Source organism: Lactobacillus sp. YT155 (assembly GCF_030504545.1).
GTDB lineage: Bacteria > Bacillota > Bacilli > Lactobacillales > Lactobacillaceae > BQUT01.
The window spans coordinates 107,338-124,821 of the sequence record NZ_JAUKWP010000001.1 but is presented as its reverse complement, the minus strand read 5'-3'; the positions used below and the strand labels follow the sequence as shown (position 1 = coordinate 124,821).

Below are 17,484 nucleotides of genomic sequence, written 5' to 3'. Positions count from 1 at the left end.
TTTGTATTTTTTTTGCCCAAATTTCATAGAATATGAAATTGTAATCAAATTGTAATATTTCTCGAATTTAATGAAGAGGTGGAAAATTTGGCACAAGACGTCCAATTTGGAAAAAAGACAACTAGACGTAGCTATGCAAGAATCAAAGAAGTTTTGAAACTTCCTAACTTGATTGAAATTCAAACGAATTCATATCAATGGTTCTTGGACGAAGGTCTACGTTCAATGTTTGAAGACATTATGCCAATCCAAGATTTTGCAGGAAATCTTTCATTGGAATATGTCGACTATAAGTTATTGGAACCTAAGTATACGGTTGAAGAAGCACGTAACCACGATGCTAACTATTCAGCTCCACTACACGTTACTTTGAAATTGACTAACCATGAAACTGGTGAAATCAAGACTCAAGACGTGTTCTTTGGTGATTTCCCAATCATGACTAGTGAAGGAACTTTCATTATTAATGGTGCTGAACGTGTTATCGTTTCTCAACTTGTTAGATCACCTGGGGTTTACTTTAACTCAGATACTGATAAGAACAGTCGTGTAACTTACGGTACTACCGTAATCCCTAACCGTGGTGCATGGTTAGAATACGAAACAGATGCAAAGAATATTTCTTATGTAAGAATTGACCGTACTAGAAAGTTACCTGTGACTGAATTAGTGCGTGCTTTAGGATTCGGTTCTGACGCTGACATCTTAGACATGTTTGGTGAAAGTGATTCACTTAACCTAACACTTGAAAAAGATGTTCATAAAGAAATGTCTGATTCACGTACCGATGAAGCCTTGAAAGATATTTATGAAAGACTTCGTCCTGGTGAACCTAAGACAGCGGACAGTTCTCGTTCGTTATTCTATGCTCGTTTCTTCGATCCAAAACGTTACGACTTGGCAGAAGTTGGTCGCTACAAGATCAATAAGAAACTTAACTTGAGAACTCGTTTGATGGGTCAAACTTTGGCTGAAACACTTGCTGATCCAGATACTGGTGAAGTTATCTTAGATAAAGATACGGTCTTAAACCGTGAAGCTATGGATACTTTAACTCCATACTTAGAACGTGAAGACTTCAAGACTACTACATACCAACCATCAGAAGATGGTGTTTTAAAGGATCCTATTACTCTTCAAACAATTGAAGTTTATTCAAAAGAAGATCCTGAAAAAGTAATTAAGATAATTGGTAATGGTCACATTCCTGAAAATGTTAGAACTGTTCTACCTGCAGACATTCTTTCGGCCTTAAATTACTTCCTAAACCTTCAAGAAGGTTTAGGAAACACTGACGATATCGACCATTTAGGTAACCGTCGTATTCGTTCAGTTGGTGAATTGCTACAAAATCAATTTAGAATTGGTCTTTCAAGAATGGAACGTGTTGTTCGCGAAAGAATGTCAATTCAAGACGTTGATACTATTACACCTCAACAATTAATTAATATCAGACCTGTTGTTGCCTCAATCAAAGAATTCTTTGGTTCAGCTCAACTTTCACAATTCATGGACCAAACCAACCCATTGGGTGAAGTTAACCACAAACGTCGTCTATCAGCTCTTGGACCTGGTGGTTTGACTCGTGACCGTGCCGGATATGAAGTTCGTGACGTTCACTATACTCATTATGGTCGTATGTGTCCGATTGAAACACCCGAAGGACCTAACATCGGTTTGATTAATAACTTGGCAACTTATGCGGTTGTAAACCGTTATGGCTTCATTGAAACACCATATCGTCGTGTTTCCTGGAAGACTCATAAAGTTACCGACAAAATTGATTATCTAACTGCTGACGAAGAAGATAACTACATCATTGCTCAAGCTAATACACCGCTAAATGATGATGGTTCATTTGTTGAAGAAACAGTACTTGCTCGTCACAAAGATGACAATATTGAAACAACTCCAGAAAAACTTGATTACATGGACGTTTCTCCTAAACAAGTAGTTTCTGTTGCTACTGCATGTATTCCTTTCTTGGAAAACGATGACTCTAACCGTGCCTTGATGGGTGCCAACATGCAACGTCAAGCTGTTCCATTGATTAAACCAGAAGCACCTCTTGTAGGAACTGGTATGGAATATACAGCTGCTCACGATGCTGGTTCAGCACTTCTTGCTGATGAAAAAGGTGTTGTTGACTACGTTGACGCTAAAGAAATTAGAATTAAAGAAAAATCAGGTGTTAAAACCTATAATGTAACTAAATTCCGTCGTTCAAACTCAGGTAAGAGTTACAACCAAAGACCAATTGTTTCAGTTGGTGACAAGGTTGATGCCGGTGATATCATCGCTGATGGACCAGCAATGGAAAACGGAGAATTGGCTTTAGGACAAAACCCAATTATCGCCTTCATGACATGGAACATGTACAACTATGAAGATGCGATTGTCTTGTCTGAAAAGATGGTTCGCGAAGATAAATATACATCAATTCATATTGAAGAATATGAATCAGAAGCTCGTGATACTAAATTAGGACCTGAAGAAATCACTCGTGAAATTCCTAATGTTGGTGAAGATGCTTTGAAAGATCTTGACGAAGATGGAATTATCCGTATTGGTGCTGAAGTTCATGATGGTGACATTCTAGTTGGTAAAGTTACCCCTAAAGGTGTGACTGAATTATCAGCTGAAGAACGACTATTACATGCTATCTTCGGTGAAAAAGCTCGTGAAGTTCGTGATACCTCACTTCGTGTACCTCACGGTGGTGGTGGAATCATCCAAGACGTTAAAATCTTCACTCGTGAAGAAGGAGACGAATTAAGTCCTGGTGTTAACATGATGGTTCGTGTTTACATCGCACAAAAACGTAAAATCCAAGTCGGTGATAAGATGGCCGGTCGTCACGGTAACAAAGGTACCGTTTCAATCGTTGTTCCTGAAGAAGACATGCCATTCTTACCAGATGGTACTCCAGTAGATATTCTATTGAACCCAATGGGTGTTCCATCACGTATGAACATTGGACAAGTTCTAGAACTACACTTAGGTATGGCTGCTAGAAAACTTGGTATCAAAGTTGCATCACCTGTTTTTGATGGTGTTAACGATAAAGATCTTTGGGATATTGTTGAAGAAGCTGGTATGGATTCAGACGCTAAATCAATTCTTTATGATGGACGCACTGGTGAACCATTCCAAAACCGTGTTGCTGTTGGTGTTATGTACTATATGAAACTAGCTCACATGGTTGAAGACAAACTTCATGCTAGATCAATTGGACCTTACTCATTGGTTACACAACAACCACTTGGTGGTAAGGCACAATTTGGTGGACAAAGATTTGGTGAAATGGAAGTTTGGGCTTTGGAAGCTTATGGTGCTGCTTATACCTTGCAAGAAATCTTGACTTACAAGTCAGATGATATCGTTGGTCGTGTGAAGACTTACGAATCAATTGTTAAGGGTGAACCAATTCCAAAACCAGGTGTTCCTGAATCATTTAGAGTTCTTGTTAAAGAATTACAAGCTCTAGGTCTTGACATGAAAGTCTTAGACGTTGATCATACAGAAATTGAACTACGTGATATGGATGATGATGACGAAGTTGTAAGTGTTGATGCACTTTCTAAATTTGCTCAAGAACAAGAACAAAGAAGAGCTGAAGAAGAAGCTCAAAATAACGAAGTTGAAGAAACAATTAATATACCTGAATCGGCTCCAGCAACTGAAGATGTCGATAATAGTGAAGAATAGGAGGATACCAAGTGATAGACGTTAATAAATTTGAAAGTATGCAAATTGGTTTAGCATCTCCAGATAAGATTCGTAGTTGGTCTTATGGTGAAGTTAAGAAACCAGAAACAATTAATTATCGTACTTTAAAGCCAGAACGTGACGGTCTTTTTGACGAAAGAATCTTCGGACCTCAAAAAGATTGGGAATGTGCTTGTGGTAAATACAAACGTATTCGCTATAAGGGAATTGTTTGTGATCGCTGTGGTGTTGAAGTTACAAGATCTAAAGTTCGTCGTGAACGTATGGCTCATATCGAACTTGCTGCACCTGTTACACATATTTGGTACTTCAAAGGTATCCCTAGTCGTATGGGACTTGTCTTAGACATGTCACCTCGTGCTCTAGAAGAAATTATTTATTTTGCTGCTTATGTTGTTATCAATCCTGGTAAGACAGATCTAGAAGCAAAACAATTAATGACTGAAGCTGAATACCGTAAGAAGGTTGAAGAATTCGGTGATACTTTTGTAGCCAAAATGGGTGCTGAAGCTATCAGAGAATTGTTAGCTCAAGTAGACCTTGAAAAAGAAATTAAAGAATTGAAAGAAACTCTTAATTCTGCACAAGGACAAAAGAGAACTCGTGCAATTCGTCGTTTAGATATCTTAGATGCCTTCAAGAAATCTGAAAACAATCCTGAATGGATGATTTTAGATTGTATCCCGGTTATTCCTCCTGACTTGCGTCCAATGGTGCAATTAGAAGGTGGACGTTTTGCTACATCTGACCTAAATGATTTGTACAGACGTGTTATTAACCGTAACAACCGTTTGAAGAGATTGTTAGATTTAAATGCTCCAAGTATCATTGTGCAAAACGAAAAGAGAATGCTTCAAGAAGCTGTTGATGCATTGATTGATAACGGTCGTCGTGGCCGTCCAGTTACTGGACCAGGTAACCGCCCATTGAAGTCACTTTCACACATGCTTAAAGGTAAGCAAGGACGTTTCCGTCAAAACTTACTTGGTAAACGTGTTGATTATTCTGGTCGTTCAGTTGTCGATGTTGGACCTACACTTAAGTTCTACCAATGTGGATTACCTCGTGAAATGGCACTTGAATTATTCAAACCATTTGTAATGCACGAATTGGTTGATCGTGAGATTGCTTCAAACATCAAGAACGCTAAGAGAAAAATCGAACGTCAAGATGATGAAGTTTGGGATGTTCTAGAAGACGTTATTAAAGAAAGACCAGTTCTTCTTAACCGTGCCCCTACATTGCATAGATTAGGTATTCAAGCCTTTGAACCAGTCTTAGTTGATGGTAAGGCTATGCGTCTTCACCCACTTGCTTGTGAAGCCTACAATGCCGATTTTGACGGTGACCAAATGGCTGTCCACGTGCCACTATCTGATGAAGCTCAAGCTGAGGCTAGAATGTTAATGCTTGCTGCCCATCATATCTTGGCACCAAAAGATGGAAAACCAATTGTTACACCTTCTCAAGACGTTGTTTTAGGTCACTACTTCTTAACTATTGAAGAACAAGGACGTAGTGGTGAAGGAACAATCTTTAAAGACCCTAATGAAGTTATCATGGCTTATCGTACAGGCCGTGTTCACTTCCATTCAAGAATTGGATTGGCAGTTAACTCAATGCCAGAAAAACCATTTACCGATGATCAAAGAAATAAGATTATGGTAACTAGTGTTGGTAAAGTTATCTTTAATGAAGTATTGCCAGAAGATTTCAATTTCTTGAACGAACCAACTCAAGATAATATTGAAAATGGTGTTCCTGATAAGTACTTCCTTGAATCTGGTGAAGATATCAAAGAATATCTTAGTGATGCTCCTTTGATTGACCCATTCAAGAGTGGTTTCCTAAGTGACATCATTGCTCAAATTTTCAAAGTATACAGAGTTCAAAGAACATCTGAATTACTTGATGATTTGAAAGAATTAGGTTACACAATCTGTACCGTTTCTGGATTAACTGTCGGTGTTAAAGACGTTCCAGAACTAGATGAAAAACCAGAAATCGTCGCTCAAGCACATGACTCAGTTGCTACTGTTTCAAAACAATTCCGTCGTGGTTTGATTACTGATGAAGAACGTCATGATCGTGTTATTTCAATTTGGAATGATGCTAAAGATTCAATTCAACAAAAATTGATTGATTCATTTGATCCAACTAACCCTATCAGTATGATGAGTGATTCTGGTGCTCGTGGTAACATCTCTAACTTTACCCAACTTGCTGGTATGCGTGGACTTATGGCTGCTCCTAACGGTGGTATGATGGAAGTTCCTGTTATTTCAAACTTCCGTGAAGGACTATCTGTTTTGGAAATGTTCATGTCAACTCACGGTGCCAGAAAAGGTATGACTGATACCGCCTTGAAGACTGCTAACTCAGGTTACTTAACTCGTCGTTTGGTCGACGTTGCTCAAGACGTTATCGTTCGTGAAGAAGATTGTCACACAGATCGTGGTTTAGTAGTTACTGCCTTCAAAGAAGGTAATGAAATTATCGAACCATTATTCGATCGAATCGTGGGACGTTATACACAAAAGACTGTCTTCAACCCAGAAACTCATGGCGTAATTGCTGCTAAAGGTACATTACTAAATGAAGAAATGGCTCAAGAAATCATTGATGCCGGTGTTGAAGAAGTAACTATTCGTTCAGCCTTTACATGTAACACCAAACACGGTGTATGTAAGAAATGTTACGGTCGTAACTTGGCTACTGGTGAAGAAGTTGAAATTGGTGAAGCAGTAGGTACTGTTGCTGCTCAATCAATCGGTGAACCAGGTACTCAACTTACTATGCGTAACTTCCATACTGGTGGTGTTGCTGGTGGAAACGATATTACTCAAGGTCTTCCTCGTATCCAAGAAATTGTGGAAGCTAGAAATCCTAAAGGACAAGCAATCATTTCTGAAGTTGCTGGTGTGGTTACAGCTATTGATGAAAATCCTGCTGAACATACTAGAGAGATTACCGTTGAAGGTAAGACAGATACTAGAACTTATAGTGTTCCTTATGCTTCAAGCGTTGAAGTTGCCGAAGGTGATTTCGTCAAACGTGGTGGTAAATTAACTGGTGGTTCAATTGATCCTAAACAATTAATTCAAATTACTGACGTATTAGAAACCGAAACATACATGCTTTCTGAAGTTCAAAAAGTTTACCGTATGCAAGGTATCGATATTTCAGATAAGCATTTCGAAGTTATGCTTCGTCAAATGATTAGAAAGATGCGTATTCTTGATCCAGGTGATGCAGATGTATTGCCAGGTGCATTACTTGATATCGCTGATTTCACTGAAATCAACCGTTCTGTAATTAACAAGGGTGGAATTCCTGCCACTGGTAGACCAGTACTTCTTGGTATTACTAAAGCCAGTCTTGAAACAAACAGTTTCTTGTCTGCCGCTTCATTCCAAGAAACTACTCGTGTTCTTACTGACGCTTCAATCCGTGGTAAGAATGATCCATTACTTGGACTTAAAGAAAATGTTATTATTGGTAAGATTATCCCAGCTGGTACTGGTATGGCTAAGTATCGTCATATGGAACCTAAGAAAAATGGTCCTGTGGCAATGAACGCTGTTAACGGTGCTTATACAATTTCTGACATCGAAGCACAGATGAAAGAAGCTGAAGAGCAAGAAAACCAAGAATAATTTGAAAAGACATCCTAAGGGATGTCTTTTTTTGTATAATTAAAAGAAAAGCTGAGGCATAAATGAGGTAACGACATGGAAGACACGAAACAAAAACTAGCAACATCGTTGAAAGAATTGATGCAGTCTGAAGCTGTTGACCATATTACCGTCAATCAATTAACCGACTATGCCAAAGTTTCCCGCAATACTTTTTATTATCATTTTGTTGATATCCATGAAACACTGACCTGGATATATGACCATGAAGTGATTGCCCAATTAGATGACTATCAGAATCAACGTGACTGGGGCGATGGCTTGCTCAAGGTTTTGAATTACATTGAAGATAATAAAGAATTTTGTCTCAACACTTTTCGCTCGGTAAATCGTGACTTATTGAATCGTTTCTTGTATGGTCATTTGTTTAACATGGTAGTGAGAGTGGTTGATGAGATTAATCCCAACTGTTCAGATGAATTGCGTGATGAAATTGGGAATTTCTACGGCTGGGCGATTGTTATGCAGATTGTTCAATGGTTGACGACGAGTTTGTCAGAATCAAAGGAAGAATTCCTCGCACGTATTTACAAGATGCTTCACACAACAATTATCCATGTTGTTCAAAAGAATACTGATTTGGACAATTAGGTAATAATGACCATATGAAAGTTTTTCCTCCATTTTTATACTTAAGTTATAAGAAGGAGGATAGAAAAATGTTTTTATTTCATAATTTACAATGGTTAGATATTGTTGCATGGATTGTAGTAATGCTAGCCTTAATGTTATTAAACGAAATTGCTAGATCAAGTAAACTTATGTCAGTGCTATTATTTATTATTTTACCTATTTGTCTAACAATTTTTGTTTGGCCACACACTGCAGGTCCAGGAAGTAGTACTGGAACTTGGTTCCACTGGGTTAAAGTCTATTCAGCATTAGCCGGATGTCTAGGATTCATGGCATTACGTTATTATCCAAAACTATCAGCTAATAAGTGGCTCTTGATTTTCCCACCATTTATCTTGGCATTTAATATCTGTGAAGCGGTTATTCGTGATTTTCAAGTATCAGGAATGCACGGAATGATTGACGGAGTATTCATGAATGGTGGTTCATGGAATATCATGAACGGAATTGCCGGAATAATTAATATTATTACGATTACTGGTTGGTTCGGCATTAGAATTGGTAAAGATAAACATCAAGACATGCTTTGGCCTGATCAAATTTGGCCTTGGATTATAGCATATGATGTTTGGAACTTTGCTTATGTTTACAACTGTGTCGGCGACCACGCATTCTATGCTGGACTAGCATTATTGATTGCTCCAACAACTGCAGCTTTCTTTATTAAAAAAGGAACTTGGTTACAAGCACGTGCTCAAACATTAGCATTTTGGATGATGTTTACTATGAGTTATCCAGCTTTCGTAACTGACAGTCAGTTCTCGGTAGCAAGTTCTCACAATAGTACAGCACTATTCATAGTTAGTTTCTTAGCACTTGCTATCAACGTAGCAGTACTAATACTACATATTTACAGAGTTAGAAAATATCACAAGAACATCTTCAAGGACGAAATTTATCAAGGAACAAAAGCCTACGAAGAAGTTAAATAAAAAGACATCCCTTGGGGATGTCTTTTTACTATAATGTAATATCACCAGTCTTCCAGTCACTGATTTTTGTGAATGGCTCAGCTTTTCTTGGTGAAATAAAAGTATAATATTCTATTTCTTTAGACCAATCTTTAAAATCTCCATACTCCAAAACTTTAAGATTTTGATTGTCATAGGTATAAGCGTAGAGCTTCTTATTTTTAATATCATAACCTGATGTGTATTGAGTCCAAGGAACTAGAACCTCTTTTTCTTGATGAATACGTAACAAACCTTTGGGAGTATTCACAGTAGTCAAGAGTTGAAAGATTTGGTTCAAAGTATCTTCGTCATCAACTTTGATTGATAACAATTTTGCCATTGAAGCTCTTAAAAAGCGTGATTCTGGTTTGTAATCAGCGGGGATACCCACCAGACCAGTTGTGAATTCGTCTAAATTAAATGAATTAATTGGTTCATTGACGTCATATGAATAGGTTCTTTTACTTATTCTTTCTAACCACGTTTTTAAATTACTTAGATGCCAATCAAAGGTAGGAGCGTTAGTGAAAACTCCTAAAGGATTTTCAAAGAATGAGAAACCATGATTAACTGATGGCTCGACAACAATTGAACGGCCAGTTTCATCGTTGAATACGCAATGTTGTGGGACTGACATACCCATCATTGGTCCAGGTTCATTTGTTATTTCAATATCATTCGAAAGATTATTTTTGATTTCATCTAAACTACTATAATGAGTCAAAATCCAGGTACATAGTTCTTCGCCACGAATCGGTGTTTTTCCAGATTTAGTTATTGAATCAGTATCTGAGTATTTATAGAAATGATCAAAGTAGAAAGAACCTCCACAAATTCCGTCCTCATTGATTCCATCTAAAATTACAGGAGCTTCTCGTACGTCATTTGCCCATACAATTCCCATGACAAATTTTTCTGATTTGAATGGTGTAAATGCAGAGGAAAATGTATAACCTTTTGGAATTTTAACACCAGAGTATTCAAAATGCTGTTCGAAATCTTGTGTTCTTGCCCAAAAGGGATTGCCTTGTTTACTTGTTAATCCAATACCAGTACATGCCATTTGTAGTCTCCTTTACTAATTTTCAATTTCATCAAGTTTAACTTTTTTATTGCTAGAAGGAATCATCGCAATACCAGCACCTAATAATGCTACGACTGCTCCTACTATAGTTAATAGATAGACTTTATTTCCTAAATCAGGAATTAACCAATCAATTAAAACGGATCCTATCAATTGTCCAGCAGTTGAAGCTAATCCTAGTAGTAATAATCCTAAGCCGCGTACTAATAAAGCCATTAAAGCGATTGAAAGCAATCCTAGTGGTCCACCTAAGTACATCCACCATGTTGTTGGAAGAGAGATACTGATTTGACCCATAAGGACACGAACAAGTAATACACCACCGAGTAATGAAAATCCGATAATAAAGTTCCATGTAATTGATACAAGCATTGAACCAGTTTCATGAGCAACAGCAGAATTCCCAGCCGGTTGCCAACCTGCTAGCAATCCACCAATAAAGGGAAGAACAGCTAGTGCAACAACTTTAGGAGCGTGCCAATTAGGCATAACAACTAATATTGTAGCAACAATAGCCAGTAAAGCTCCCATAATTCTCGCAAAATTGAACGGTTGCTTTTCTTCAACACCGATACCTAGTCGATCGCAAATTAGACCTGAAATAACCATACCTGAAATTAATGTGGTCTGAAAAGTGGCTACTCCCAGAATAGAAGCTGTAGCACCTTCAGAGAAAACAATCATAGCTCCACAACTACCTGCTAACCAATTCCACCATGGAATACTGTGTGATGAAATTTTCTTAGGAATAGAAGCAAATTGTTTTCGGGTTGATTTTCTTGCCAAAATAATAATTGCCATAACAACTAAACCGGATCCAAATGAAACAACTGCAGAAGCGTTTCCGTCATTCATAACTTTTCCAACTTGACCATTAACTGCGGATTGCATTGGAGAAAGCATACCCGCGAGTATTGTTGCAATTACCAATAGAGGAACAACTACTGTTTTTTCTGAGTTACCTTTTGCATTCATATTAATTGTCTCCTTTTCAAAATAGACATAATCTGCTTAAACTTCAAGATCATTTGCTAACCATTTGATGCATCGTGAAAAGAATTCGCCATAATGTGACCAGCTCATAAATTCCTGAGATGCCCAGTGTGGAGCAATATCACTTGTGTAAACTAAACTTCTACCTTTTCCAGACTTTCCAATAACCAAAAGTGGAGTTTCATCAATAGTCATTAGTATTTCGCTGCTTTCCTTAACTGATGTTTCTTGATAGCCAAGAACAGGTGGAAAATCACCTAAATCACTACTAATAGAGTTGGCTTTACTTGTTTGTGGAATACGGCCGTCAGGCACTTCAATTCGATCATCATAAGGCAGAACGTTGACTGGTAGAACATCTTCGATAGGAGTGTGATGATAATGTCCTTTTCCTTCAAAACCACCAAAAGACAAGTACCCACCTGCCATCATGAGTGATCCACCATCCATTACCCAGTTTTTAAGTAATTCCATTCGATTAATAGTTGGCCGACCAGAATCGAACACTTTTTGAGAAAGTGCCAAAGAGTTTGACCCGATGTCAGATAAGATAACTACATCGTATTGATTTAGTTCATCAATAGACCATGGGAATTTTTCGGGAACATCATGGGCCAGTATGTGAGTAACTTGATAGTTCAAATTCTCAAATTCTTTAAGAAGAGCTGTACAGCCAATCTCTAACTTAGTATTGGTAAATGAATCGTATCCTTTGTATTCAGTTGTTGTAGAAATCCAAGACTCTCCAGCTAATAAAATTTTTATCATAGTAAAACTAAAATCTCCTTGTTATTAATTGATAAACCGGTTTATCATTTTGGTAAAAAAAAGCTTACTAATTCTGTAAGCGATTTCATTACCTTGTGTACAATATATATCATGCTGATGATTGTTGTCAATTAATTATGTAATTTATCTGATTTTCTTACGATCAAATGAGGGTCGATAATGATTTTTTGGATATTCTTTTTGTTTGAATTAATTGATTCGAGTAGTACCTCGACAGCTTCTGAGGCCATTTTTTGAGTATCTTGATCTATTGTAGTAAGTGGTTTTTCCAGAATTTCTGAATAAGGCGTGTTATCAAAACTGACCATTGCTAATAGATTGAAAATATCTTTGTCATTTTCTTTAGCCCATTTAATTATTCCGAATAACATTAAATCATTTGAACTAACTATCCCTTTAATGTCAGAGTTTGATAGTATTTTTGATGCTAATTTATATCCGCAAGCCATTGAGTAGTCGCCTTGAAAAATGAGATTCTTATCAACTTTTTTCTCATTTTGCTTCATAGTTTCTTCATAGCCAAGGAGTCGTTGATTGGCATTTACGAAGTTATTCCCACCTCGAATAAAAGCAATTTTTTCAATATTGTTGTCTATCAACAATTGTGTTGCCATTTGTGCGCCTTTAAAATTATCGAAATTGACATAACTCATTTGTAAGTCAGTTTCAGCGTTTAATAAGATAATTGGCTTTTCTGTGCTACTTATAAGGTTATTTAAGGTTTGTTTTTTTTGAGAGAAAAATTCATTAGAAGGAACTAGCAAAATTCCATCAACTCCTTGATAATCAAACCGTTGAATAGCTTTTCTTTCTAATTCATATGAATTATCACTATTAAAAAGCAAAACATTGTAACCTTTAGAATATAAATCAATACTAACTTGTTTTACTAAACTCGAGAAAAAAGGGTTAGTGATATCGGGAACAATGAGTGCAATGTTATAGCTAACTTGTCTGCTTAATGAAACAGCAGCTGAATTAGGATGGTAATTCATTTCTTTAGCAATATTTTTTATTTCTCTTTTTTTGGATTCTGATATTCTAGAAATCCGATTGTTTAAAACTAAAGAGACCGTTGTCACGGAGACGTTTGCTTTTTTAGCAATATCTTTCATTGTATATTTCATTATTTTTCCTGCTCAATGAGTTGTTTTCTTTATAATATATTAATTCAGTCAACAAACAAAGCGATTACTAAAAAGAAGATGTAAACATTATTCTAATATTGTGACTAAAACCGTAGCAAAATATATATAAGGAACGAAACTGATTTTTTTGAATCTAACCTTGTAACATAATTCGAGTACCAGACATAAGAAACTGGCAAGAACGATAATCCACAAACATGAAATAATAGGAAGAAATAGAGCTAAAAAAGAAAGAACTTCAACGTCGCCCATTCCTAAACCATGAGTCAGACGAGAGAAACTAAAGAGACAGACAAAAAATATTGCAAAATGGGCTATTGAAAATGGATAATAGAACATTAGTAAAAGTGCAGGGGCAAAGAAGAATGGCATTACGACTTGGTAACAATAATCCATGCAAGCAAAGAAGAGCAGTAGACTTAATAGTACAATTTTCTCAACCACTAGTTCTTGAGTGAAATAAATATAAGTAGTCGACAATCCAAAAACTAATTCTGTTAGAGGAAAATACAGCGATATTCGCAAGTTACAATAACGGCAACGAGTGCGATTTATCGCATAGCCTAAGATAGGAATTAGTTCAAACCATTTCAATTGAGTGGAGCAGTAATCGCAATGGGAGCGGGGAGAAACAATACTTTCATTTTTAGGCAGACGCATGGCAACTAAATTTAAAAACGAACAGCAGCAAGCACTTAAAATAAAAATTAAAAAAACATATAAAATAAACATAATTCACCTCAATAATAATTACGCAAATCAATACAGAATTATATTGACAACTACCCTGAATCGGTGGTAAATTAATAAATGTGCTTTTTAGTAGCGACAGGACTCTGTCTTGTGAAGATAAGCCATCAAACCACGTCGGTGGTATTTTATTTTAATCAAAAATGAAACGCCTGGATGTGTGTATTTAAACCATAATAAATTACATAGGAGGAACCTTTTAATGCCAACAATTAACCAATTGGTCCGTAAAGGTCGTAAATCACAGAAGTCAAAGTCAGATTCACCTGCTTTGAACTTTGGTTACAATAGTATGAAAAAATCATTGACTGACACACCAGCTCCTCAAAAGCGTGGAGTTGCAACTCGTGTTGGAACAATGACACCTAAGAAACCTAACTCAGCTTTACGTAAATATGCTCGTGTACGTTTGTCAAACTTGATTGAAGTTACAGCATATATTCCTGGTGAAGGTCATAACTTACAAGAACATAGTGTTGTTCTTATCCGTGGTGGTCGTGTAAAAGATCTACCTGGTGTTCGTTATCACGTTATCCGTGGTGCTTTAGATACTGCCGGTGTTGATGGCCGTATGCAAAGCCGTTCAAAATATGGTGCAAAAAGACCTAAGAAATAATTTAAAAACTATTAGAAAATATCCGGAGGTAATCTGATGCCTAGAAAAGGTAACGTAGCAAAACGTGATGTTTTGCCTGATCCAATTTATAACTCAAAATTAGTAACACGTTTGATTAACCATGTGATGAAAGATGGTAAACGTGGTACATCATCAAAAATTATTTATGCTGCATTTGATAAGATCAAAGAAACTACAGGGAATGAACCTACAGAAGTATTTGAAGAAGCTATGAACAACATTATGCCGGTCTTAGAAGTTAAGGCTCGTCGTATTGGTGGTTCAAACTATCAAATTCCAATTGAAGTTAGACCAGAACGTCGTACAACACTTGGATTACGTTGGTTGACAAACTATGCTCGTCTACGTGGTGAACATACAATGGTTGACAGACTAGCTAATGAAATTATGGACGCAGCTAACAATACTGGTGCTGCTGTTAAGAAACGTGAAGACACTCATAAGATGGCTGATGCTAACCGTGCCTTTGCACATTACCGTTGGTAGTCAAATCGTTTAGTCGATAAAATCGAGAGGAGAAACATAATTAATGGCTAATAAACGTGAATTCCCGTTAGAAGATACACGTAATATCGGTATCATGGCTCATATTGATGCTGGTAAAACAACTACAACAGAACGTATCTTGTACTATACAGGTAAAATCCACAAAATCGGTGAAACCCATGAAGGTGCTTCACAAATGGACTGGATGGAACAAGAACAAGAACGTGGTATTACAATCACTTCAGCTGCTACAACTGCTGAATGGAAAAAGAACCGTATCAACATCATTGATACCCCAGGACACGTGGACTTCACTATCGAAGTTGAACGTTCACTTCGTGTTTTAGATGGAGCTATTACAGTTCTTGATGCTCAATCAGGTGTTGAACCACAAACTGAAAACGTTTGGCGTCAAGCTACAACATATTCAGTTCCAAGAATCGTTTTTGTTAACAAAATGGATAAAATCGGTGCTGACTTTGACTACTCTGTAAGTACTTTGGAAGATAGATTACAAGCTAACGCTCATGCTATCCAAATGCCTATCGGTGCTGAAGACCAATTCGAAGGTGTTATTGACTTAATCGAAATGGTTGCCGATATCTATGATGAAGATGAATTAGGTTCAAAATGGGATACAGTTGAAATCCCTGATCAATACAAAGAAGATGCTGAAAAACGTCGTCAAGAATTGATCGAAGCTGTTGCTGATGTTGATGATGACATCATGGGCAAGTATCTTGAAGGAGAAGAAATCTCTAAACAAGAACTTAAAGATGCTATCAGAAAAGCAACAATTAACCTTGAATTCTACCCAGTGTTAGCTGGTTCAGCTTTCAAGAATAAAGGTGTTCAAATGTTGATGGATGCGGTTGTTGATTACCTACCATCACCACTTGACGTTAAACCATACAATGCTACAGATCCTGCAGACGATTCAGAAGTTGCACTTATGGCTGATGATGACAAACCATTTGCTGGACTTGCATTTAAGATTGCCACTGACCCATTCGTTGGTCGTTTGACATTCTTCCGTGTGTACACTGGTACTTTGGAATCAGGTTCATACGTATTGAACGCTACTAAAGAAAAACGTGAACGTGTTGGTCGTTTGCTACAAATGCATTCTAACCACAGAAACGAAATTCCTGAAGTGTTCTCTGGTGATATCGCCGCAGCTATCGGACTAAAAGATACTACAACTGGTGATTCACTAACTGATCCAGCACATCCATTGATTCTTGAATCATTAGAGATTCCAGAACCAGTTATCCAAGTTTCTATTGAGCCTAAATCAAAAGAAGACCGTGATAAATTGGATGTTGGTTTGCAAAAACTAGCTGAAGAAGATCCTACATTTAGAGCTGAGACAAACCCTGAAACAGGTGAAACTCTTATCTCAGGAATGGGTGAACTTCATTTAGATATTCAAGTTGATCGTCTACGCCGTGAATTTAAAGTTGAAGCTCAAATTGGTGCTCCTCAAGTTGCTTACCGTGAAACATTCACTAAGTCAACACAAGCACAAGGTAAATTTGTTCGTCAATCTGGTGGTAAAGGTCAATATGGTGACGTTTGGGTAGAATTTACACCTAATGAAGAAGGAGCAGGCTTCGAATTCGAAGATGCTATCGTCGGTGGTGTTGTTCCTCGTGAATATATTCCTTCAGTAGAACAAGGTCTTAAAGAAGCAATGAAGAATGGTGTCCTTGCTGGATTCCCATTAATCGATGTTAAGGCTAAGTTATATGATGGTAGTTACCATGATGTCGATTCATCAGAAGCTGCCTTCAAGATTGCTGCTTCATTAGCACTTAGAAATGCTGCTAAATCAGCTGGTGCTGTTATTCTTGAACCAATCATGAAAGTTGAAATTGTTGCTCCAGAAGATTACTTAGGTGATGTTATGGGACACGTTACAGCTAGACGTGGTCGTGTTGAAGGAATGGAAGCTCGTGGTAACGCACAACTAGTTAACGCTTATGTGCCACTTTCAGAAATGTTTGGATATGCCACAACACTTCGTTCAGCAACACAAGGTCGTGGTACATTTACCATGGTTATGGACCATTACGAACCAGTTCCTAAGAGTATCCAAGAGGATATCATCAAGGAAAATGGTGGTAAGATGGTTAACCCTGAAGACGAATAAATAAAATATAAAAACTCAAATATCGAGTAATGAAAAACGAGAAGTAACTTCGTAAGAAGTTCTTCTCGTTTTTATTTGGGTGAAGTATGTTGAGTTTTAGAATGTATTTTAAAATCTGACAAAAAAGTTTTAAATTTTGTTAATTTTTTATTTTTTACTCAAAAATTTCACTTTTTGAACTCGAAAGTTCGGGTTCTTTTTTTATCTCAAAAAAAGGTCAAAAAAGTGCGAAAAAGCCTTGATATTGATAGGGATTTCTAGTAGTATATAACTCGTGCTGATTGTCCAAGGGACAAGTATGCTCAAATGGGTATTTTATAGATACTCTCGGTGAAGAAGTGGGAGGTTGCGACACACCCGGCCGCTTTGCCACGGCAAGTGTGGCGGTAGTTTCCACTGAACCGGTCATTTTAAAGACAAGAAGGAGGTAACCCC

12 protein-coding genes are annotated in these 17,484 nt (G+C 37.2%); 7 read left to right on the top strand and 5 right to left on the bottom strand.

Translation table 11 applies throughout. The features are described from left to right. The first annotated feature begins 78 nt into the window (after positions 1 to 78). The 4 genes from Q2T76_RS00715 to Q2T76_RS00700 all read left to right on the top strand — a co-directional run bounded on the left by Q2T76_RS00715 (position 79) and on the right by Q2T76_RS00700 (position 8,989). The gene (locus Q2T76_RS00715; protein WP_302083163.1) at positions 79 to 3,708 is read left to right on the top strand and encodes a DNA-directed RNA polymerase subunit beta; all 3,630 of its coding nucleotides are present in this window, start codon (positions 79 to 81) and stop codon (positions 3,706 to 3,708) included. 11 nt (positions 3,709 to 3,719) lie between these two features. Next, complete coding sequence (gene rpoC, locus Q2T76_RS00710) at positions 3,720 to 7,385, top strand: DNA-directed RNA polymerase subunit beta' (protein ID WP_302083161.1); 3,666 nt, start codon at positions 3,720 to 3,722, stop codon at positions 7,383 to 7,385. Between the two features lie 75 nt (positions 7,386 to 7,460). Continuing rightward, positions 7,461 to 8,015, top strand: a complete 555-nt coding sequence (locus Q2T76_RS00705; RefSeq protein WP_302083159.1) for a TetR/AcrR family transcriptional regulator C-terminal domain-containing protein — start codon at positions 7,461 to 7,463, stop codon at positions 8,013 to 8,015. 68 nt (positions 8,016 to 8,083) lie between these two features. Continuing rightward, on the top strand, positions 8,084 to 8,989 hold the full coding sequence (locus Q2T76_RS00700) for a DUF5692 family protein (protein ID WP_302083157.1): 906 nt from the start codon (positions 8,084 to 8,086) through the stop codon (positions 8,987 to 8,989). Between the two features lie 28 nt (positions 8,990 to 9,017). On the opposite strand, the gene Q2T76_RS00695 is transcribed toward Q2T76_RS00700, so the two are convergent. The 5 genes from Q2T76_RS00695 to Q2T76_RS00675 form a co-directional block, all read right to left on the bottom strand. Then, on the bottom strand, positions 9,018 to 10,073 hold the full coding sequence (locus Q2T76_RS00695; protein ID WP_302083155.1) for a linear amide C-N hydrolase: 1,056 nt from the start codon (positions 10,071 to 10,073) through the stop codon (positions 9,018 to 9,020). A 15-nt stretch (positions 10,074 to 10,088) separates the two neighbouring features. Beyond that, positions 10,089 to 11,069, bottom strand: coding sequence for a DMT family transporter (locus Q2T76_RS00690; protein ID WP_302083153.1), 981 nt, complete (start codon positions 11,067 to 11,069; stop codon positions 10,089 to 10,091). Positions 11,070 to 11,105: 36 nt separating this feature from the next. Then, positions 11,106 to 11,855, bottom strand: coding sequence for a glutamine amidotransferase (locus tag Q2T76_RS00685; RefSeq protein ID WP_302083151.1), 750 nt, complete (start codon positions 11,853 to 11,855; stop codon positions 11,106 to 11,108). 131 nt (positions 11,856 to 11,986) lie between these two features. Beyond that, positions 11,987 to 13,003, bottom strand: a complete 1,017-nt coding sequence (locus Q2T76_RS00680; protein WP_302083147.1) for a LacI family DNA-binding transcriptional regulator — start codon at positions 13,001 to 13,003, stop codon at positions 11,987 to 11,989. An 87-nt stretch (positions 13,004 to 13,090) separates the two neighbouring features. Next, positions 13,091 to 13,756, bottom strand: a complete 666-nt coding sequence (locus Q2T76_RS00675) for an A24 family peptidase (protein ID WP_302083145.1) — start codon at positions 13,754 to 13,756, stop codon at positions 13,091 to 13,093. Positions 13,757 to 13,976: 220 nt separating this feature from the next. Here Q2T76_RS00675 and rpsL point away from each other — a divergent pair, with 220 nt between their 5' ends. Genes rpsL through fusA form a run of 3 tightly spaced genes read left to right on the top strand, consistent with a single transcriptional unit; the run spans position 13,977 to position 17,049 of the window. Further along, positions 13,977 to 14,390 carry a 30S ribosomal protein S12 gene (gene rpsL / locus Q2T76_RS00670; RefSeq protein WP_302083143.1) on the top strand — a complete coding sequence of 138 codons (414 nt, stop codon included), beginning with the start codon at positions 13,977 to 13,979 and terminating at the stop codon, positions 14,388 to 14,390. Between the two features lie 36 nt (positions 14,391 to 14,426). Further along, positions 14,427 to 14,897: a 30S ribosomal protein S7 gene (gene rpsG, locus Q2T76_RS00665; RefSeq protein WP_302083141.1), complete on the top strand. Its 471-nt coding sequence runs from the start codon at positions 14,427 to 14,429 to the stop codon at positions 14,895 to 14,897. A gap of 43 nt (positions 14,898 to 14,940) precedes the next feature. Then, positions 14,941 to 17,049, top strand: a complete 2,109-nt coding sequence (gene fusA, locus Q2T76_RS00660; protein ID WP_302083139.1) for an elongation factor G — start codon at positions 14,941 to 14,943, stop codon at positions 17,047 to 17,049. The last annotated feature ends 435 nt before the right edge of the window (positions 17,050 to 17,484 follow it).